14 protein-coding genes, 2 tRNA genes and 1 pseudogene are annotated in these 18,085 nt (G+C 59.2%); 11 read left to right on the plus strand and 6 right to left on the minus strand.

Going from position 1 to position 18,085, the window contains the following annotated elements; genetic code table 11:
* Positions 1-11: 11 nt before the first annotated feature.
* Both AC0Z8Z_RS07795 and AC0Z8Z_RS07800 read right to left on the minus strand, forming a co-directional pair.
* The gene (locus AC0Z8Z_RS07795; RefSeq protein ID WP_122537410.1) at positions 12-359 is read right to left on the minus strand and encodes a ribbon-helix-helix domain-containing protein; all 348 of its coding nucleotides are present in this window, start codon (positions 357-359) and stop codon (positions 12-14) included.
* Between the two features lie 408 nt (positions 360-767).
* Positions 768-1,241 carry a Dps family protein gene (locus AC0Z8Z_RS07800; RefSeq protein ID WP_074893279.1) on the minus strand — a complete coding sequence of 158 codons (474 nt, stop codon included), beginning with the start codon at positions 1,239-1,241 and terminating at the stop codon, positions 768-770.
* Between the two features lie 425 nt (positions 1,242-1,666).
* On the opposite strand from AC0Z8Z_RS07800, the pseudogene AC0Z8Z_RS07805 reads away from it, so the two are divergent.
* Both AC0Z8Z_RS07805 and AC0Z8Z_RS07810 read left to right on the plus strand, forming a co-directional pair.
* Positions 1,667-1,990: pseudogene (locus AC0Z8Z_RS07805) on the plus strand (cold shock domain-containing protein membrane protein); the annotation flags it as partial.
* Between the two features lie 60 nt (positions 1,991-2,050).
* The gene (locus AC0Z8Z_RS07810) at positions 2,051-2,272 is read left to right on the plus strand and encodes a cold shock domain-containing protein (protein ID WP_004667445.1); all 222 of its coding nucleotides are present in this window, start codon (positions 2,051-2,053) and stop codon (positions 2,270-2,272) included.
* Positions 2,273-2,347: 75 nt separating this feature from the next.
* Here the strand turns inward: AC0Z8Z_RS07810 and AC0Z8Z_RS07815 are convergent, their stop codons facing one another.
* Complete coding sequence (locus tag AC0Z8Z_RS07815; RefSeq protein ID WP_172611023.1) at positions 2,348-2,554, minus strand: SlyX family protein; 207 nt, start codon at positions 2,552-2,554, stop codon at positions 2,348-2,350.
* A gap of 2 nt (positions 2,555-2,556) precedes the next feature.
* On the minus strand, positions 2,557-2,982 hold the full coding sequence (locus AC0Z8Z_RS07820) for an HIT domain-containing protein (protein WP_485618736.1): 426 nt from the start codon (positions 2,980-2,982) through the stop codon (positions 2,557-2,559).
* 209 nt (positions 2,983-3,191) lie between these two features.
* Here AC0Z8Z_RS07820 and AC0Z8Z_RS07825 point away from each other — a divergent pair, with 209 nt between their 5' ends.
* The 4 genes from AC0Z8Z_RS07825 to AC0Z8Z_RS07840 all read left to right on the plus strand — a co-directional run bounded on the left by AC0Z8Z_RS07825 (position 3,192) and on the right by AC0Z8Z_RS07840 (position 8,221).
* Entirely contained in the window at positions 3,192-3,437 is a 246-nt protein-coding gene (locus AC0Z8Z_RS07825) for a hypothetical protein (protein WP_485618737.1), read from the plus strand.
* 532 nt (positions 3,438-3,969) lie between these two features.
* Complete coding sequence (locus AC0Z8Z_RS07830) at positions 3,970-5,292, plus strand: OprD family porin (protein ID WP_485618738.1); 1,323 nt, start codon at positions 3,970-3,972, stop codon at positions 5,290-5,292.
* Positions 5,293-5,465: 173 nt separating this feature from the next.
* Positions 5,466-7,181: a proline--tRNA ligase gene (locus AC0Z8Z_RS07835; protein WP_485618739.1), complete on the plus strand. Its 1,716-nt coding sequence runs from the start codon at positions 5,466-5,468 to the stop codon at positions 7,179-7,181.
* An 83-nt stretch (positions 7,182-7,264) separates the two neighbouring features.
* A complete protein-coding gene (locus AC0Z8Z_RS07840; RefSeq protein WP_485618740.1) occupies positions 7,265-8,221 on the plus strand; it encodes a hypothetical protein in 957 nt (318 codons plus the stop codon).
* 2 nt (positions 8,222-8,223) lie between these two features.
* On the opposite strand, the gene dinB is transcribed toward AC0Z8Z_RS07840, so the two are convergent.
* A complete protein-coding gene (gene dinB / locus AC0Z8Z_RS07845; protein ID WP_485618741.1) occupies positions 8,224-9,282 on the minus strand; it encodes a DNA polymerase IV in 1,059 nt (352 codons plus the stop codon).
* 238 nt (positions 9,283-9,520) lie between these two features.
* On the opposite strand from dinB, the gene AC0Z8Z_RS07850 reads away from it, so the two are divergent.
* From AC0Z8Z_RS07850 to AC0Z8Z_RS07865, 4 genes are all read left to right on the plus strand, one after another.
* A tRNA-Met gene (locus AC0Z8Z_RS07850) sits at positions 9,521-9,597 on the plus strand.
* 268 nt (positions 9,598-9,865) lie between these two features.
* A tRNA-Met gene (locus AC0Z8Z_RS07855) sits at positions 9,866-9,942 on the plus strand.
* Positions 9,943-10,271: 329 nt separating this feature from the next.
* The gene (gene mprF, locus AC0Z8Z_RS07860) at positions 10,272-12,914 is read left to right on the plus strand and encodes a bifunctional lysylphosphatidylglycerol flippase/synthetase MprF (protein ID WP_485618742.1); all 2,643 of its coding nucleotides are present in this window, start codon (positions 10,272-10,274) and stop codon (positions 12,912-12,914) included.
* Positions 12,914-14,203 (plus strand): virulence factor family protein, encoded by a 1,290-nt coding sequence (locus AC0Z8Z_RS07865; RefSeq protein WP_485618743.1) that lies wholly within the window; start codon positions 12,914-12,916, stop codon positions 14,201-14,203. The genes mprF and AC0Z8Z_RS07865 overlap by 1 nt, the downstream gene beginning before the upstream one ends.
* A 344-nt stretch (positions 14,204-14,547) precedes the next feature.
* Here AC0Z8Z_RS07865 and AC0Z8Z_RS07870 read toward each other — a convergent pair whose 3' ends face one another.
* Positions 14,548-16,446 carry a potassium transporter Kup gene (locus AC0Z8Z_RS07870; RefSeq protein WP_122537400.1) on the minus strand — a complete coding sequence of 633 codons (1,899 nt, stop codon included), beginning with the start codon at positions 16,444-16,446 and terminating at the stop codon, positions 14,548-14,550.
* A 270-nt stretch (positions 16,447-16,716) separates the two neighbouring features.
* On the opposite strand from AC0Z8Z_RS07870, the gene rimO reads away from it, so the two are divergent.
* Positions 16,717-18,054: a 30S ribosomal protein S12 methylthiotransferase RimO gene (rimO, locus tag AC0Z8Z_RS07875; RefSeq protein ID WP_485618744.1), complete on the plus strand. Its 1,338-nt coding sequence runs from the start codon at positions 16,717-16,719 to the stop codon at positions 18,052-18,054.
* Positions 18,055-18,085: the final 31 nt, after the last annotated feature.

Here is an 18,085-nt window from a genome sequence, read left to right on the forward strand (position 1 = left end):
CTGAAATCAGGTCATGTCGGGGACGGCGTCAACCGCAGGCCCTCGGCACTCAATACGTGCGCCACGCACACGACGCGGATCAGGCCGCTGAAATTCTTGACGCCGCCGTAGCGCAGGTGAACCTCGCGATCCACATAGGACAGCACGGCGTTGATGGAGCAATCGTTGAAACGTGCCATTTCGGACAGAATATTCCAGTACACCTCCTCAAGTCGCAGGCATGTGGCCAGCCCATTCAGCCTCACCGATCTGGCGTGCGGCTGGGCCAGGCTCATGTTGAAATTTTCGATAAACGGGTCGCCCCGGGCGTTCAGACAATGGGTCGGCTCCCACCCCTCTCGGGCAGTATTCAGGTTCATGCAGGTCCCCCATGTTGCGATCACGGATAGGGCATCGACACCTTCGCAATCAGTTGAAAAGAGGTGTCTATCAAGCCGTATTCCACAAGGCGCAACCAGCAGAAGGAGCACTCTAAACCTGTAGGAGATCACCACGCTGCAGGGGTGATTTTCGAGAGCCGGCAAACGGCCCAGCCCCAATACCCGTCGAGGTGTTAGATATGTATTTTTTGCGGATTTATTTCTTCCCGTTCAGCCGATTGCCGTAGTCGGCCCGACTCGAAAAAAAGGGGAATGCGTATTACAGGTGAGCGCTATGAGCGGAGGGATTTGATTCAGGAGGGGACTGTCGTGCAAGGCGGGGGACAGCAGTGCGGAGCGGGCACTCGTTACGCTGCCCGCGCCTGTGTTTCGTTGATCCGCTGGTGATTACTGGGCTTCGAGCATCGAGCGCAGCATCCAGGCGGTTTTCTCATGCACCTGCATGCGCTGGGTCAGCAGGTCTGCCGTTGGCTCGTCGCTGACCTTATCCAGCAACGGGAAAATCCCACGGGCAGTACGGGTGACCGCTTCCTGGCCCTGAACCAGCGAACGAATCATGTCCTCGGCCGCAGGTACGCCCTCTTCTTCCTTGATCGACGACAAGCGCGCGTAGGTCGAATAGGTGCCCGGCGCTGGGAAGCCCAGTGCGCGGATACGTTCGGCAATCTGATCCACCGCCAGCGCCAGTTCGTTGTATTGCTCTTCAAACATCAGGTGCAGCGTACGAAAAGCCGGGCCAGTCACGTTCCAGTGAAAGTTATGGGTTTTCAGATACAACACATAGGTGTCTGCCAGCAGGCGGGAAAGACCGTCCACGATGGACTTGCGATCTTCTTCGCTGATGCCGATATCGATTGCCATGTTCAGCCCTCTTCTATGATGGTTTATTGTCAAACGACTGCCGACCACTCTACCAAGACCATTGACCCTGCGCAGCCATCTGTCGGGATTAGTTCAGCGACAACCATCGCAGTCAGACCCCACTTCCTTTAATGGAGACGATCGGGCTGGCGCGTTGTTTATCCCGGACGCTCTGGCGCGAGCCTTTGACCGGAATAAAAAAACCGACATACAGCCACCCTCACCGGTCAACACGTGAGCTAAGCGCTTGATTTGAGTAGCTCTCGGCTTTGCTGTTAAATACAGACGCGCTGCCGCCAAAGTGCCGTCCGGCTGCAGCGCATAGGCAGGACCGACACTCGTGCATCACGCCTCCCTTTTTTCTCGAAGCGTACCGAAGGTCACCCGCTATTTCCTCTTGATCCATCTTAATGTGAGTCATCGAAATGTTGAAAATAGTCCACCTGCTAACGGGCGCAGCTGCTCTGCTGCTGTCTTTCATCCCCAGCCTGCGTAGTGAAGCGCTGTCTTCTTACCTGTCCCAACCGGATGCGCTGTATCTGGCGCTCTTCGGCCTCATCAACCTGGTGCTTGCGCCAGTGATTCCTTACTGGAACAAAGGTCCACGTCATCAACTGCAAAACCTGGTCAGCGGCTTGCTCGTGCTGGCCGTCGTGCTTCAAATCCTCACGCTGCTCGTTCCGCTCGAAACCATTGCTGGCCAACCGGCCGTTCTGGTCAGCCTGCTCGCCGTCGTCGTTGCCGTGGCATTGCACCTGGCGGTCAGCTTCTACCGGTCCTCACCTGCGCCTGCCGCTCAGTCCCAGGATCTGGGCAACCGCGATACAGGCACGGTGAAGTGGTTCAACACCTCCAAAGGCTTCGGATTCATTTCCCGGGATTCGGGCGACGACATCTTCGTGCACTTTCGCGCCATTCGCGGTGAAGGCCACCGCGTTCTGGTCGAAGGCCAGCGTGTCGAGTTTTCGGTGATGAACCGCGACAAGGGCCTGCAAGCGGAAGACGTCATCGCTGCGCTCCCGCGCCGTTAACTTCGCCGCATAAAAAAAACCGCGCTGAGAGGCGCGGTTTTTTTTGGCTGAAACTCCTGCCCGGCTCTCCTCCCTTTAATAATGAGGAGGGCGAGAGTCTTCAACGAAATCGTCGCCCTGCCCGCCCATTTCCTCCTGACGCTTGATCAGGGCTGCGATCTGTAACTCCAGACGATCAAGGCTACGCTGCTGGGTGACCAACACGTCGTTGAGCGCTTGAATGGTATCGTCCTGAAAGGCCAGTCGACTCTCCAGCTCCATGACACGCGATTCGAGATCCATGGTCAGCCCTCTTTAAAGGTAAATGTTTCGGTCAATTCGGACTTCAGTTGCGCGGTAATCCGCGCAACCTCCTCCGGCGTATATGGCTTGGCCGGATGCTTGCCCCACACTGGCGCTGGCCAGGCCGCGTCGCCGACACGGCGAACGATGACGTGCATATGCAGCTGATTGACCACATTACCCAGCGCAGCAACGTTCATCTTGTCCGCCTGAAACGTGCGATCAAGTACCGCCGAGAGGGTGGTGGTTTCTTTCCATAACTGCATCTGGTCCGTTTCGGACAGTTGGAACACTTCACTGATATCTGCACGCTTGGGCACCAGAATGAACCAGGGGTAACTGGAATCATTGGACAGCAGCAGCGTGCACAGCGGGAAGTCGCCGATCGGTAGTGTGTCTTGCAGCAAGCGCGGATCTAGAACAAACACGAAAAATTACTCCTGATCGCCGATTTGATTCATCGAGCCGATTGACTGGCCCGAAAAGAAAGTCTTGGTAGCGGGAAGAATACGCGCGAATTCCTGAGGATTCATCCTGCCCAGCGGTTCAGAGCATTTTGCGGATTTGCTGTTGATCGATGATCACCGCAAGTCCACCCCGCACTGGCAGTGAGCGAAAAAAAAGGCCGCGCACCGACATGAAGCAGCTGACCGCTGGCGCAGACCGCGCAAAATCAGCTAGCAGATTCCGGGTAACGCCAGTCAATCCGGTGCTGCGGGACGCATTTCGGGAGCAGGGCTGCGTGCAGCATGCTCGCCAACTCGCCAGACTCGGCTCCAAGGAACCAAACGCAGGCAGTTGTGCGGCACGGCGCACCAAAAAGACTCAGATCAAGCCCGAATATGTGACAGCCATCCGCGAATTACCCACTTTTGAGGGGTGACAGGTAACGTCAGTGACACCTGCCCGCGCTATTCTCAACAAAATCGCCGTTGCAAAGCAGGCTATCTAAAATATTTTTATCATTTATATTCAATAGCTTGGCGCTGACATCGAATGTTTTTACAGCGCTTTCGACATTTTTTTCATGTTCGTCGAAATTTTGTGCACGGTTGTTGCTTTGTCACACACAAGCTTGAAGGCGAGCGCGTCGCAAGACGGGCCAGGACCGACGGGATGCAGCGATGCTTAGCAAGGTAGCTGGAGAGGCTGGACTCGATGAGGGTGTGAGCGAGTCCAGCGTTGAACGTGACCCGGTAGTTGCACGATTGAAGAATTTGGAGCTGTTCAGTAGCGACATGGACAGAGCGGGCGGCGACAAGGCCGTAAAGAAATAGAAAGGATAGGTTTGTCACTATCGCCATTAATGTCAGCGTGTTGTAGATTTCGCCGACACCAAAAAGAAAGAAGCCGGCCAGATAAAAAAACAGGTGGACGGCAGTACTCTTCTTAAAAACCAAAGGAGCAAAGTCACGATGAGAGTGATGAAGTGGAGCGCAATCGCACTGGCCGTTACTGCAGCCAGCACCCAATTGGCATCGGCTGCGGCATTCGTAAGCGATCAGTCCGAAGCCACTGGTTTTGTAGAGGGGAGCAAGCTCGACGTTAAGGCTCGTAACTACTATTTCAACCGTGACCGGAAAAATGGCGGCGTAGACTCCAAAGACTGGACTCAAGGTTTCTGGGGTAACTTCAGCTCTGGGTACACTCAGGGCATGATCGGTGTCGGTATCGACGCGTTTGGTTATGCCGGTTTCAAGCTGGATGGCGAGAATCACTACTCGGGTTCCGGCAACCTCGTAACTGACAGCGATGGTAAAAACGAAGATAGCTTCGGCAAAGCCGGCGCTGCCGCCAAGTTCCGGATTTCGAAAACCGAGTTGAAAATCGGTGACATGCAGCCTCAGAACCCGGTGTTCGCGGTAGGCGGCTCACGCCTGTTGCCACAAACAGCTACCGGTGTGAGCTTGCAGAGCAGCGAGATCAAAGGTCTTGACGTCGAAGCAGGTCGCTTCACATCAGGCACCAGTCAGGACGACACTACTCACAACGGCGACATTTGGGCCACCTACGCTGGCGTGAAATCCAACTCCGCTACCTACGGTGGCGGCAAGTACTCGATCACTGACAACCTGGGCGTTGGTTTCTACTACAACAAACTCGAAGACGTGTGGAATCAGTATTACGGTAACGTGAACTATGCACTGCCGATCACTGACGACCAGTCGCTGGCGTTTGACTTCAACTATTACAACACCCAGGACACCGGCAGCAAGAAAGCAGGCGACATCAGCAACAATGCTTACTCGCTGTCCGCCGCTTACTCATTCCTCGCTGCTCACACGCTGACACTCGCCTTCCAAAAAGTTAACGGTGATACGCCGTTCGACTACATCGGTATTGGCGACAACAACCGCGGTGGCGACTCGATCTTCCTGGCGAACTCGATTCAATACTCCGACTTCAACGCCCCGGGTGAAAAATCCTGGCAAGCCCGCTACGACCTGAACATGGCCACCTACGGTGTCCCAGGCCTGAGCTTCATGGCTCGCTATGTGACCGGTACTGACATCGACGGCACCCACACCCCATCGAACAGCACCTACACCGGCCTGTACGGCTCTGATGGCAGCCACCACGAGACCAACGTCGAGGCCAAGTACGTTGTTCAAACCGGTCCAGCCAAAGACCTGTCGTTCCGCATCCGTCAAGCATTCCATCGTGCCAACACGGACGAAGGCGAAGGCGATGTCAACGAGTTCCGTCTGATCGTCGACTACCCGATTTCGGTCCTGTAATCGCACTGTCTGACACTCGTTAACGAAAAGCCCGGCCCTCGCGCCGGGCTTTTTCATGGGGGCATGTTTGACATTCCCTCCGCTCGCAACGCCCGCCCGGCCTGTACTCAGCGATACCACCACCGTACAATCCCGAATCATTTCCCAGCCACCGCAACCGACAACGGCCGACCATGCGTACCAGTCAATATTTGCTCGCCACACAGAAAGAAACGCCATCCGATGCGGTCGTGATCAGCCATCAGCTGATGCTTCGTGCCGGCATGATTCGCAAACTTGCCTCCGGTCTCTATACCTGGCTGCCCATGGGCCTACGGGTATTGCGCAAGGTCGAAGCGGTGGTTCGTGAAGAAATGAACGCAGCGGGCGCGCTGGAAGTGTTGATGCCGGGCATTCAGCCAGCTGAGCTGTGGCAGGAGTCGGGGCGCTGGGAACAATACGGCCCTGAGCTGCTGCGCCTGAAAGACCGCCATGATCGCGAATTTTGCGCAGGCCCGACCCACGAAGAAGTCATTACCGATCTGGCCCGTAACGAGCTCAACAGCTATAAACAGCTGCCGATCAATATGTACCAGATCCAGACCAAATTCCGTGACGAAATCCGCCCGCGCTTCGGTTTGATGCGCGGCCGCGAATTCATCATGAAAGACGCCTACTCCTTCCATGCGACCCAGGATTCCCTTCAGGAAACCTACGACCGCATGCATCAGGCGTACTGCAACGTGTTCACCCGCCTGGGCCTGAATTTCCGCCCTGTGGTGGCTGACAACGGTTCCATCGGCGGCGCGGGCTCCCATGAGTTCCACGTGCTGGCCGAGTCCGGCGAAGACGACATCGTGTTCAGCGACACCTCGGACTACGCCGCAAACATCGAAAAAGCCGAAGCCATTCCACGCGAAACCAGCCGCCCTGCGCCGACTGAAGAGCTGCGCCTTGTCGACACCCCGGACGCCAAGACCATCGCGGCGCTGGTCGAGCAGTTCAATCTGCCGATTGAAAAGACCGTCAAGACCCTCGTCGTGCACGCTGCTGAAGAAGGCAAGCTGATTGCGCTGATCATCCGTGGCGATCACGAGCTCAACGAAATCAAGGCCTCCAATCTGGAGCAGGTCGCCAGCCCGCTGGTCATGGCCTCAGAAGCCGAACTGCGTGACGCCATTGGCGCCGGCGCGGGTTCGCTCGGGCCGTTGAATCTGCCGCTGCCGTGCATCATCGACCGCTCGGTTGAACTGATGAGCGACTTCGGCATTGGCGCCAACATCGACGACAAGCACTACTTCGGCGTCAATTGGGAGCGGGACCTGCCGGTTCCGACCGTGGCTGACCTGCGCAACGTCGTCGCCGGCGACCCAAGCCCGGATGGTCAAGGCAATGTGATCATCAAGCGCGGGATCGAAGTCGGGCACATCTTCCAGCTGGGTACCAAGTACAGCGACGCGATGAAGTGCCAGGTGCTGGGCGAGAACGGCAAGCCGGTCACGCTGACCATGGGCTGCTACGGGATTGGTGTGTCGCGTGTTGTGGCTGCCGCCATCGAGCAGAACAACGACGTAAACGGCATCATCTGGAGCGACGCACTCGCGCCTTTCCAGATTGCCCTCGTGCCGCTGCGTTACGAAACCGATGCCGTCAAAGAGGCCACCGACAAGCTGTACGCCGAACTGACGGCGGCGGGCTTTGAAGTGTTGCTGGATGACCGTGACAAGAAGACCAGCCCGGGGATCAAGTTCGCCGACATGGAACTGATCGGCATTCCGCACCGCATCGTGGTCAGCGACCGTGGCCTTGCCGAGGGTAACCTCGAGTACAAGAGCCGCACCGAAGCCGAAGCGCAGGCCCTGCCTGTTGCCGATGTGTTGTCTTTCATCAAGGACCGGATCAAGCGCTGACCGGGTTGCGCGCCTGCGACTATGCAGGCGCGCATTCATCCGCCACGCCTCTGCGATGCGCCTTACCTGCACCTAGAGATCTCATGTTCAAGCGAAATCCCTCACGTCTCGCAGGCGCTGTGTTGTGCACCAGCCTGTTTCTCGGCGGCTGTGCCAATCAACTGTCTCAACGCAGCGAGCATGAAGAACGTGTCGAGCGCAAACTGCTCAACCACAGTTTTCAGGTCGACCTCGGCGAGCCCAAGACGCTGGAATTGCCCCAGCGCCGGATACGCATCCACGAGTTGAAAACCTTCGACATCACCGAATTCGAAGTCACCCGGCACTACGACCGATACACGCCGTATCAGCCGTGGCGGGAAGTCTATGAAATCCCGCTGGGCGCGGTCGCCATCGTTGCGGGCATTGGCGCGAACGTGGTCAACGTGTTGACGTTCGGCAGCCTGCCCGACAGTGTCACCAAGGACTGGCTCACTTACGGCGTCGCCGGCGTCAACCCTTTCATGAACGCACCTTCCCATGGCCGTGCGCAGCAAAACCTGGCCGGTATCGACGAGGTCCAGCGCGACCATCGCGTCGAGCATTCAAGCCTGCCCTGGAGTGAAGCGCCGGTTGAAGTCACTGCGGGCAAAGAGACCCATGAACTGACGACGGACCGTAACGGCGGGCTGCGCGTCAACCTGCTGGACAGCCCGTTCGCCGAGCAGAACCTCAGTTATGTCACCCAGCTGAACATCAAAGTGCAGGATGACCAGAGCAACGTCCAGGCAACCGCCACGTTGCCATTGAGCAAATCACTGCGCGGCAAGCTGATCGAGGCACACGACCTGATCTACGACGACCTGGAAGACGACGAGGTGAGCCAGTGGGTGCATCGCGTCAAGCGTCTGTCGGAACTAGGCCTTGAAGACGAAGCGAGTGAGCTGGAACAGTCCCTGATCGAGCTGACCCGCAACGATCCGCAACTGCAGCACGAATTCCTTCGGTCACTGGCCAAAGACGCTGGCCGACTGGTCGCGGTACCGCCGGCCAGTGAATAACCTCAGCTGAACAGCTCCAACTGCTCGTGGGCAGCCCGAAGGTCATGAAGGCGCACGCCAATTCCCAGCAATCGCACCGGTTTGCCGCCGCGTGCGAAGGCCTGGGTCAAAAGTTGCTCGTAACTGCTCAGGTCCCGCCCTGCTCCCGCCTGCTCCAGCGTTGTCTGAGTGAAGTCGTGAAACTTGACCTTCACAAACGGCTTGCCGGGGCGGTAAAGGCTATCGATCCGCGCAATCCGGTCGTTCAACGTTTCCAACAATGCTGGCAGCCTCAACAGGCAACTGGCGAGGTCCGGCAGATCAGTGTCGTAGGTGTTTTCGACACTGACCGACTGGCGCCGATTGTCGTTCTGCACGGGCCGCTCATCGACGCCATGGGCCAGGTTCCACAGCCGCTCGCCGAATGAGCCGAATTCGCGCACTAGCGACAGCTTGCTCCAGCTGCGTAAATCGGTGCAGGTAACAATGCCGAGACGGCCAAGCTTGTCGGCAGTCACCTTGCCAACGCCGTGCAGTTTGGACACCGGCAACTGGGAGACAAAGTCTTCGATTTGATCAGGCGTGATCACGAACAGCCCGTTCGGCTTTTTCCAGTCGCTGGCGATCTTGGCCAAAAACTTGTTTGGGGCGACGCCGGCGGAAACCGTGATGTGCAACTGATTGGAGACCCGCCGGCGAATGTCCTGGGCGATACGCGTTGCGCTGCCGGCGAAGTGCTCGCATTCCGTGACATCCAGGTAAGCCTCATCCAGCGACAGCGGCTCGATCTGGTCGGTGTAATCGCGGAAGATGGTCTGGATCTCTTTCGATGCTTCTTTATAGGCATCCATCCTCGGCTTGACGATGGTGAGGTCCGGGCACAGCGTCAGTGCATGCCTGGACGACATCGCCGAGCGGATGCCGTAGGCCCGGGCCTCGTAGTTGCAGGTGGCGATCACGCCCCGCCGTTCTGCCGACCCACCGACTGCCAACGGCTTGCCAGCCAGACGCGGGTCGTCGCGCATCTCAATAGCGGCGTAGAAGCAATCACAATCGATATGGATGATTTTGCGCTGCGGCATCACATAGGGTCGTAGGAAAACAGGCGCGCAGTATCTCATTCACGGGCCTGTCTGACACTGAATATGCCTGATTCCCTATGGAGTGTACCCTTCACTAAACCCGCCCCAAACGCGCTGAAAGCGAGGCGCGCCGTAGCTGGCCGCCACACCCTCAATGCTAACCGCTTGAAGAAAAAGCATTTTTTTCTGCCGTTTGCTTGACAGCCCGGCGATCCTCTGTAGAATGCCGCCACACAGACGCGGGATGGAGCAGTCTGGTAGCTCGTCGGGCTCATAACCCGAAGGTCGTCGGTTCAAATCCGGCTCCCGCAACCAAACATCAAAAAAGGCTACTCGAAAGAGTGGCCTTTTTTGTGGGCGTCATTTGAGCGCGCCTGCTCCCTTCGCTATCTCCCTCTCCCCCTTCATATAAATGAAACAAGGCCCGCGGATGATGCCCACCTGTCTTTAGGCGCGGATTGCGATAAAAGCCTTGTCCAACCGCCACTTAGGCCTGCCGACGCCGCCGATTCGGTTATTTTGTCAATCTCTGGCATTAAAGGTTGACACTTTGTCGTTCGACTGTAGAATGCCGCCACACAGACGCGGGATGGAGCAGTCTGGTAGCTCGTCGGGCTCATAACCCGAAGGTCGTCGGTTCAAATCCGGCTCCCGCAACCAACATCTAAAAAGGCTACTCGAAAGAGTGGCCTTTTTTTTGCCTCGCTGAAAGTTCACGAACAGCGAGCCGGAATCCTTGTCACATCCCCACTACCGGGGTGCGTTCATCCGAGAGGTCTTGTTACTGTATGTTGCCGGGCGATAGTTTTGATCTCCCCTGCCGATACGCTGGCCAGCGACTGAACCTAGACTGAACGGCCACCGATACGTATCCGTGGTATTCGCCCGTTAGACGTTGAAGCGCTAACATCCTGAATTATTTTTTGCGTAGGGATTGGTAACTTGGCTGTATACCTCCATCCTGTCGCGCACGATCCAAGGAGTGATTGATGCGCGCCAACCCGTCCGACACAAATGAAGCAGTGACGGAGACTCCTCCGACTCCCCCAAAACGACTGCGTCTACGCGAACTGGTGAGCAAGTATCGTCAACCCATCGGCTTGGGCGTCACGATCCTTCTGTTTGCCGTTGCCCTGATCGCCTGCCGGCACATGCTGACCGAGCTGGACATCTACGCGCTTCAGGACTCGCTGCTCAGTGTGCCTGTGCCTTCTCTGGCTGGCGCGGTGCTCGCGACAGCCATCGGTTTCGTGATTCTGCTGGGCTACGAGTGGTCCGCCAGTCGCTACGCCAATGTCGATCTGCCGCCCAAGTCGCTGATCATGGGCGGGTTTTGCGCGTTCGCCATCGGTAACGCGGTAGGCCTGTCGATGCTGTCCGGCGGCTCGGTTCGTTACCGCCTCTACTCGCGATTGGGACTGGGTGCGGGCGAAGTTGCCCACATGACGCTCTTTGCCAGCCTGTCATTGGGTTGCGCACTTCCTCCACTGGCTGCACTCGCCACCTTGAGTGACCTGCCCTCCGCTTCGCTGGCGCTGCATGTGTCGGTGCCGGTATTGGCAACCGCAGCGGTTGCGGTGCTGGCGATCAGCGTGATCCTGGGTTACGCGATCTATCGCCGACGCTTGCCGGAACAGACAATCCCGCATAATTTGCTGGTCCGCGCCGGACGCCGCACCCTGCGTCTGCCGGGCGTACGGCTGACCCTGATGCAACTGGTGATCACCGCGCTGGACGTCGCCGCCGCTGCCGCCGTCCTTTATCTGTTGCTGCCCTCTGCCCCGCCCTTCGGCGCGTTCCTGCTGGTATACCTGCTGGCCCTGGCCGCCGGCGTTCTCAGCCACGTGCCCGGTGGCGTCGGCGTCTTTGAGGCCATTCTGCTCGCCGCCTTTGCCGACGAGCTGGGCGCCGCACCGTTGGCCGCCGCACTCCTGCTGTACCGGCTGATCTATGTGGTGATGCCGCTGCTCATCGCCTGTCTGGTTCTGCTTTACAGTGAGGCCAAGCGACTGTTGTTCGCGCAACAGGCCATGCGCGTTGCTTCCGGGCTTGGCGCCCCGATTCTGGCGCTGCTGGTGTTTCTCTCTGGCGTGGTATTGCTGTTTTCCGGCTCGACGCCCGAGATCGACACCCGTCTGGAGAGCCTCGGATTTCTCATTCCCCATCGACTGATCGACGCTTCGCACTTCGGCGCCAGCCTGATTGGCGTGCTCTGCCTGTTGCTCGCACAGGGTCTGCGTCGTCGTCTTTCGGCGGCGTGGATGCTGACCACCATCCTGTTGTTTGTGGGCTCCATTCTGTCGATCCTCAAGGGTTTCGACTGGGAGGAAGCGAGCCTGCTGCTGCTGACCGCGTGCCTGCTGGCGATCTTCCGTCGCTCGTTCTACCGGCCGAGCCGCTTGCTGGAATTGCCGTTTTCGCCGCTGTATCTGGTCGCCAGTGTCTGCGTACTGGGCGCTTCGATCTGGCTGCTGCTGTTCGCCTATCAGGACGTGCCGTACAGCCATCAGTTGTGGTGGCAGTTCACGCTGGACGCAGACGCACCTCGCGGCCTGCGTTCGGCGCTGGGCAGCGCGGTGTTGCTGCTGATCGTCTCGCTGACCTGGCTGCTGCGCACCGCACGCCCTGTGATCAACCTGCCGGACGAAGCGCAACTGGCCAAAGCGGCGGAGATCATCAAAGCGTCCAGCCAGCCCGACGGCGGCCTGGTGCTAACCGGCGACAAAGCCGTGCTGATGCACCCGGACGGCAACGCTTTTCTGATGTACGCCCATCGCGGCCGCAGTCTTGTTGCGCTGTACGATCCGATCGGCCCGACCCAGCAACGGGCCGAGCTGATCTGGCAGTTCCGCGATCTGTGCGACGTTCACCATGCCCGCCCCGTGTTCTATCAGGTGCGTGCCGAGAACCTGCCGTTCTATATGGACATCGGCCTGACCGCGATCAAGCTGGGCGAAGAAGCCAGGGTCGATCTGCTCAAGTTCGACATCGAAGCCAAGGGCAAGGAAATGAAAGACCTGCGCTACACCTGGAATCGGGGTGGGCGCGACGGCCTTTCGCTGGAAATCTACGAAGTGGGCCAGGCGCCCATGGAAGAGCTGAAAGTGATTTCCGATGCGTGGCTGTTGGGCAAGAACGTGCGCGAGAAAGGCTTCTCACTGGGCCGCTTCAGCCTGGATTACCTCAAGCATTTCCGCATCGCCATCGTCCACTTTCAGGGCAAACCGGTCGCGTTCTCCAATCTGCTGGAGACCTCGCGCAATGACCTGGCGAGCCTGGACCTCATGCGCTCGCACCCGGAAGCGCCAAAGCTGACCATGGAATTCATGATGGTCGGGCTGATCCTGCATTACAAAAAAGAAGGTTACGCCCGCTTCAGCCTCGGCATGGTGCCGTTGTCCGGGTTGCAACCACGACGGGGCGCACCCCTGACCCAGCGTTTGGGTTCGATGGTGTTCAGTCGCGGTGAGCAGCTCTACAACTTCCAGGGCCTGCGCCGTTTCAAAGACAAATTCCAGCCTGACTGGGAACCTCGTTATATGGCCGTGCCCGCAGGACTTGATCCGCTGGTGGCACTGGCAGATACCGCCGCCCTGATCGCGGGCGGCCTGACTGGATTGGTGAAACGCTGATGATTCAACGCTACTGGCGCTTTTTGCTCGCAGCCCTGGTAATTCTGGTGGTGGCATTGGGTTTCTGGCTGTGGAACCGCCCCGCCGCGCAACCTACTCTGGAACACATCACGCTGGATGACGGCTCTGCACTGATCCGCGTAGTGCCCTCGACCAAGGTGAAAACCCAGGTGGCGCTGGCCGTTACCACCGAAGAATCGCTGACCGAGAAACAACTGCTCGCCTTGAGCTACGACGCTTCGGCCCGAGTCATTCAAGTGACGCTGCCGAAGGACGACTGCCAGCTTCAGGCAAAGACCTTCAATGCCGCGCTGCAACAGCTCGACGGCGCTCCGGATCTGGTCGCCGGGGTCGGATCAGGCGCTTCCCTGGCCTGGCGCTGGCTGGCCGGTCAGGACAACGACAACGCGCGGGCCATCTCGGTCGGCTTCGTCCGCGATCAGCCGGGCTGTACCGATCCTGTGCCGAAAGCCGCCGCCCACGGCAAATGGACGGTCGCCTGGAACGATGGCCCCGACGACGAGAGCGCCACGCTGGTACGGGACGCACCCAACACCGAAACGAGCATCAGCGACTACGACATCAAGTACCCGCAGGTGCTGAACAACGAAGTGCGCCGTCGCCTGATTGGGGGTGACGACAACGGCGGCCTGAACATACCTGTGGTTGAGGTGCCGTCTTCGCAGCCCTCTGACACGGTGACGCTGTTCCTCTCCGGCGACGGTGGCTGGCGCGACCTGGACAAGGACGTGGCGGGCGACATGGCGAAAATGGGCGGCTACCCGGTCGTCGGCATCGACACCCTGCGTTACTACTGGGAGCACAAATCGCCTGAGCAAACAGCCGCTGATCTGAGCGAGCTGATGGCCCATTACCGCCAGAAATGGGGCGCCAAGCACTTTGTGCTGGCGGGCTATTCCTTCGGTGCCGACGTACTGCCCGCGATCTACAACCGCCTGCCGGAAGAAGACAAGGCGCGAGTCGACGGGATTATCCTGCTGGCCTTCGCCCGCACCGGCAGCTTCGAGATTGCCGTCGAAGGCTGGCTGGGCGCTGCCGGTAAAGAAGCGGCGACAGGGCCTGAAATGGCCAAGCTGCCCGGCGACAAGGTGCTGTGCGTCTACGGCATCGAAGAGAAGGATGAAAGCGGCTGCACCGAAGCCACCGCGCCTGGCGAGAAGATGCAACTGCCCGGCGGCCATCACTTCGACGAAGACTACCCTGCCCTGGCCAAGCGCCTAAGCGCGGTGATCGACAAGTGGAAGGGCAAAGAGCCAGCCGCCGAGTAATCCCCCACCCATAAAAAATCCCCGCTCTCTTGCGATTGCGGGGATTTTTTGTTTTCAGGGTCTGCTCAAGCCGGGTACCACCTGGAATACGCGCCATCCTTGCGGGACCGGCTTCAGCCGGGAAGAGGCCGGTGCATACACCATCAATCCCGCGTCGGACCGCCTGACGCCTTCCCGGCTAAAGCCGGTCCTACAATGGCCGGTTGCGCCAATCCCATTGGATGCACGCATTTCCCGTAGGACCGGCTTTAGCCGGGAAGAGGCCGGTGCATAAACCATCAATCCTGCAGCGCGGCACTAAACGCCTTCCCGGCTAAAGCCGGTCCCACAAAAGCTGGAGTTGCTTACATCTCCACCTGCGTACCCAGTTCGATCACGCGGTTGAACGGCAGCTTGAAGAAACGCAAATTGCCGTTGGCGTTCTTCAACATGAACGCGAACAGACCCTCGCGCCAGCGGGCCATGCCCACGAGTTTCGAGGAGACCACGGTTTCGCGGCTGAGAAAGTAGGTCGTGCGCATCGGACTGAAATCCAGTTCCGACAAGTGACACAGACTCAGCGCCGCCGGCACGTCCGGCTCGTCGATGAAACCGAAATGCAGGATCACCCGATAGAAGCCCTCTCCGAACACCTCGACCTCGAAACGCTGCGCAGCGGGCACCCGCGGGGTGTCTTCGTACACAACAGTCAGCAACACCACCTGCTCATGCAGCACCTGGTTGTGCAGCAGGTTATGCAACAGCGCATGGGGAACGGCGTCCGCACGCGCCGTGAGAAACACTGCCGTGCCCTGAACGCGATGGGGCGGCTGCACGCGAATACTGCTGATGAAGATCGGCAGCGGCAGACCGCCTTCGTCGATGCGTTCCACCAGCAGCTGTTTGCCGCGCTTCCAGGTGGTCATCAGGATGAACAGCGCGATCCCCGCCAGGAATGGAAACGCCCCGCCCTGAACAACTTTTGGCACGTTGGCGGCGAAGAACATACCGTCCACGAACAGGCATCCGACCAAAATCGGCACCGCGATCAGCGGCGGCCATTTCCAGGCCAGCAGCATGACCGACGCCACCAGAATCGTTGTGCAGAGCATCGTGCCGGTCACCGCCACGCCGTAGGCCGAGGCCAAAGCGCCGGAGGACTCGAAGCCCAGCACGAGCAGGATCACCCCAACCATCAGCGCCCAGTTCACCGCACCGATGTAGATCTGCCCTTGGGCGTCGCTCGACGTGTGCTGGATGTACATGCGCGGGATGTAGCCGAGCTGAATTGCCTGCAGCGTCATCGAGAACGCCCCGGAAATCACGGCCTGGGAAGCAATAATGGTCGCCAGCGTGGAGAGGGCGATCAAGGGTAACAAGGCCCAGCTTGGCGCCAGCAGATAGAACGGGTTGCGCACCGCTTCAGGGTCCTGAATCACCAGGGCGCCCTGGCCGAAGTAGTTCAGCACCAGTGCCGGCAAGACCAGTGCGAACCACGCGCGGGAGATCGGCTTGCGACCGAAGTGTCCCATGTCCGCGTAGAGCGCCTCGGCACCGGTCAGTGCGAGCACCACAGCGCCCAGGACCGAGACGCCAATGCCGGGATGATCAATGAAGAAGCGAACCGCCCACACCGGATTGACCGCGTGCAGCACTTCCGGCTGCTGGAGGATGCCGTGAACGCCGAGTACCCCGAGGGTCACGAACCACAGCACCATGATCGGGCCGAACATCACGCCGATCCGCGCAGTGCCGTGACGCTGAATCAAAAACAGCGCCACCAGCACGACCAACGCGATCGGCACCACCCAGTGCTCCAGTCCGTCAAAGGCCAGCTCCATGCCCTCCACCGCGGACAGCACCGAAATTGCCGGGGTAATCATGCTGTCGCCGTAAAACAGCGCCGCACCGAACAGGCCGAAGACGATCATGCTTGCCTGCAGCTTCGGGTATTTGGCTGAAGCCCTTCGCGCCAGCGCCGTCAGCGCCATGATGCCGCCCTCGCCGTCGTTGTCGGCGCGCAGCACCAGGGCCATGTATTTGAAGGAGACCACCCAGATCAGTGACCAGAAGATCAGCGACAGAATGCCCAGTACGGCGTCGTGACCGGCTTGTACGCCATAGCCGCCGACGAATACCTCTTTAATGGTGTACAGCGGGCTGGTACCGATGTCGCCATAGGCTACACCCACCGCGCCCACCAGCAGACTCAACGGTTTCGCCGAAGAATGCCCGACCTCTGCCTGACTCGTTGCGTGACCCATTTACCACTCCTGAAACCATGACTCGAGCACCGCGATCCGGCGTTGTCGGATTGACCCACGCCGCACCGGTAAATTCTGATGTGCCCGGCTCCCTTGGGGTGCCGGGCGTAGCGCCGCGAAGCATAGCGCAGCACTCGTCGTAATTCTCTGTATAACACTGGTCAATCGTTTGATGCGCCGCTAGAATTGCGCACTTTTTGATCAGAGGCGCCCCAAGCGCCCAGTCAGTGGCTCGGCCAAATGCCGGGCATCCTACGCCGAGGTTAGTCAATGTCCACCGTCACCACGTCTGCCGCCCCCAAGGTCGGCTTTGTCAGCCTCGGTTGCCCGAAGGCCCTGGTCGATTCCGAACGCATCCTGACCCAGCTGCGCATGGAAGGCTATCAGGTCGTTCCGACCTACCAGGACGCTGACGTGGTCGTGGTCAACACCTGCGGTTTCATCGACAGCGCCAAGGCTGAATCCCTCGATACCATTGGCGAGGCGCTGGCCGAGAACGGCAAAGTGATCGTCACCGGCTGCATGGGCGTGGACGAAAGCGTGATCCGCAATGTCCATCCGAGCGTGCTGGCCGTCACCGGTCCGCAGCAATACGAGCAAGTGGTCAATGCCGTCCACGACGCCGCCCCGCCGAAGCTCGATCACAACCCGCTGATCGATCTGGTGCCGCCGCAAGGGGTCAAGCTGACCCCGCGTCATTACGCGTACCTGAAGATTTCCGAAGGCTGCAACCACAGCTGCAGCTTCTGCATCATCCCGTCCATGCGCGGCAAGCTGGTCAGCCGCCCGATCGGCGACGTGCTCGACGAAGCCCAGCGTCTGGTCAAAGCCGGCGTGAAAGAGCTGCTGGTGATCTCCCAGGACACCAGCGCCTACGGCGTCGACATCAAGTACCGCACCGGTTTCTGGAACGGCCAGCCGGTCCGCACGCGCATGACCGAGCTGTGCCAGGCACTGAGTTCGCTGGGTGTGTGGGTGCGCCTGCATTACGTTTACCCGTACCCGCACGTCGACGAGATCATTCCGTTGATGGCGGCGGGCAAGATCCTGCCGTACCTGGACATCCCGTTCCAGCACGCCAGCCCGAAGATCCTCAAGCTGATGAAACGCCCGGCCTTCGAAGACAAGACCCTGGCGCGCATCAAGAACTGGCGCGAGCAGTGCCCGGACCTGATTATCCGTTCCACCTTCATCGTCGGCTTCCCGGGCGAGACCGAAGAAGACTTCCAGTACCTGCTGGACTGGCTGACTGAAGCCCAGCTTGATCGCGTCGGCTGCTTTCAGTACTCCCCTGTCGAAGGTGCGCCGGCGAATCTGCTGGATGCGCCGATCGTTCCGGACGACATCAAGCAGGATCGCTGGGACCGCTTCATGGCGCACCAGCAAGCCATCAGCGCCGCACGCCTGCAGATGAAAATCGGCAAGGAAATCGAAGTGCTGATCGACGAAGTGGACGAGCAGGGCTTCGTCGGCCGTTCGTTCTTCGATGCGCCGGAAATCGACGGCAACGTCTTCGTCGAAAGCGACCGTGATTTCAAACCGGGCGAGAAGGTCATGTGCCGCGTGGTGGATGCCGATGAGTACGACCTGTGGGCTGAGCCGATCTAACGCTCAAGCGCCGGCTCCAACACCGTTCTGC

This window comes from Pseudomonas sp. 1L-C-7-B-C1 (assembly GCF_057291635.1).